The sequence below is a fragment of the Amycolatopsis pithecellobii genome, from assembly GCF_009707865.1.
In the GTDB taxonomy this organism is placed as follows: domain Bacteria; phylum Actinomycetota; class Actinomycetes; order Mycobacteriales; family Pseudonocardiaceae; genus Amycolatopsis_E; species Amycolatopsis_E pithecellobii.
On record NZ_WMBA01000021.1, the window covers coordinates 15,002 to 17,392 of the forward strand.

1 protein-coding gene is annotated in these 2,391 nt (G+C 65.9%); it reads left to right on the forward strand.

Features of this window, described 5'->3' with window-relative positions; genetic code table 11:
* Positions 1 to 5 precede the first annotated feature (5 nt).
* Positions 6 to 2,348 carry a hypothetical protein gene (locus GKO32_RS15695; RefSeq protein ID WP_154757615.1) on the forward strand — a complete coding sequence of 781 codons (2,343 nt, stop codon included), beginning with the start codon at positions 6 to 8 and terminating at the stop codon, positions 2,346 to 2,348.
* Positions 2,349 to 2,391: the final 43 nt, after the last annotated feature.

Consider the following 2,391-nt stretch of genomic DNA (forward strand, 5'->3'; position numbering starts at 1 on the left):
TTCCAGTGAGCGACGGGGACGGCGGTGGCGACGGCGACGGCCTGAAAGTCACCAGCATCGACTACGACAAGGCCAGGCAGGCCGGCCAGAAACTCTCGGACGCGACCGAGAACCTGGCCAACGCCTGGAACGACGTGCACGGCTTCCTCCAGGAGAAGTGGGGCGCCTGGGGCGAGGACGAGACCGGCAAGCAGTTCGTGAAGCAATACGAGCCCGGTTACAAGGAGTACACGGACGGCATGTCCAAGTTGCTCGACGGGCTGAAAGAGGAGGCCGACAACGTCAAGAAGATCCCTGATGCGATGCAGCAGCAGGACGAGATCAACGCGGCGAACCTCTACAACCAGCAAATGCAGGCGTACCAGCAATATCAGCAGCAGCAGTACCAGCAGTACCAGCAACAGATGGCCAAGTATCAGCAGCAGATGCAGGCCTACCAACAGCAGCAACAACAGCAGGCTTTGCAGCAGCAACAACAGCAGCAGGCCTGGGAGCAACAGCAGCAGGCGCAGCAGCAACAGCAGGAGCTGAGCCAGCAGCAGGCCGAACAGCAGGCGCAGCAACAGCAAGCCGAGCAACAAGCTCTGCAGCAACAGCAGGCGCAAAACCAGGCGCAGCAACAGCAAGCTGAGCAGCAGCAACAGCAGCAGGCGCAGCAGCAGGAAGAAGCCGCGCAGCAACAACAATTGCAGGCGCAGCAGCAGGAACAGGAACGGCAGCAGGCCGAGCAGCAGCACCAGGCTGAGCAGCAGCAGGCTCAAGCTCAGGCACAGCAGGCTCAAGCACAGCAGGGCCAGCAGGCTCAGGCGACCCAGGCACAGCAGGCTCAAGCACAGCAGGGCCAGCAGGCTCAGGCGACCCAGGCACAGCAGGCTCAAGCACAGCAGGGCCAGCAGGCTCAGGCGACGCAGGGGCAGCAGGCTCAGGCACAGCAGGCTCAGGCGCAGCAACCGGCCGCACAGGAGCCGACCGAACAGCAGGCGCAGCAGCAACAACCGGCCGGGCAAGCGGGGGAGCCGCTGAGCCAGCACCAGGCTCAGGAGCAACCGGCCACGTCGCAGGAGCAGCCGTCCGCGGCCGGTCCGGGGAGCCTCGGTGCGGACAACGATCTGGCGAACCCGGTGCGGCACGAGGCACTGGACAATGCCCAACAGGCCACGGACAAGGCGATCGACGGTCTCAAGGCCGGCAACGACAACCCGGAGCAGGCACGGGCGTTCGACGACGCCAAGAAGGCCGCGGACGAGGCGATTCGAGGCCTGCACAGCGGAAATCCGGCTCCCGGCGACGCGACTCAGGGACAGGCCAACGGAAATCCGGTCACCGGCGACACGACTCAGCGGCCGGCCGGCGGAAATCCGGGGGCGGGCGACGGGACGGGCGGCACCGGTCATGCGCCGGTGATGTCGTCGGATCCGGGTTCGCCCTCGGACGGTTCATTGGGCCGCGGGGACCTGAGCGGCACCACGCCGCCCCACGATCAGACCGGATCGCCTTCGCAGTCACCTGAGACGCAACAGGCCTTGCAGGATGCGAAGAACGCCGCGAACGACGCGATCGGTTCGCTGCAGAGCCACGGACTCGGTGACCCGGCGAGTCCCGGTGACCACGCCGGCGAGCCGGGTGACCACAGTGGACAGCAGGGCCAGCCGAGTGACCACAATGGACAGCAAGGCGAGCACACCGGCCATGGCGACCACAGTGGTCACCACAACGGCCAGGGGGATCAACAGGGCGACCACCCCGGTCAGCGCGGCGATCACGATGCCCAGCAGGGCAATTCTGATGGACATCAGGGCAAAGATGCCCACGATGGCGACCAGCATGCCGAGCGCGGCGATCACGAAGGCCAGCATGGCAACCACGATGGTCAGCAGGGCCAGCATGGCAACCACGATGGTCAGCAGGGCAATCCTGGCGAACATCAGGGCAAACATGCCCACGGCGGTGACCAGCATGCCGAGCACGGCGACCACCACGGCCGGCCCGGTGAGCACGGTGATCACCAAGGTCAGCACGGCCACGAAGGTCAGCAGGGCCAGCAGAATCACGAAGATCAACGGCACGCGGAGCCGGGTAAAGTCTCCGGTAATTCTCCCGCGTCGCTGGCCGACTTCCTGAGTGGTCCGGAGCAATCTCAGGCAGCCGACCCGGTCGCGGTCCAGGCCACGCACGCCGCCGAGTCGGCGATCGACAAGGCCATCGAGAACCTGCCTGGCTACAACGGGAACGACGCTTACGCCCAAGGGCTGCACACGGCTAAGGAGGCCATCGACACCGCGATCGAGAACCTGCCCGAGTTCGGGGGTGGCAGCTTGGGCCACCGTCCCGCCGCCACGAGTGCCTGATTCCGGCCGAGCGTAACCACGAGTTGATGAGGAGGGACCTGCG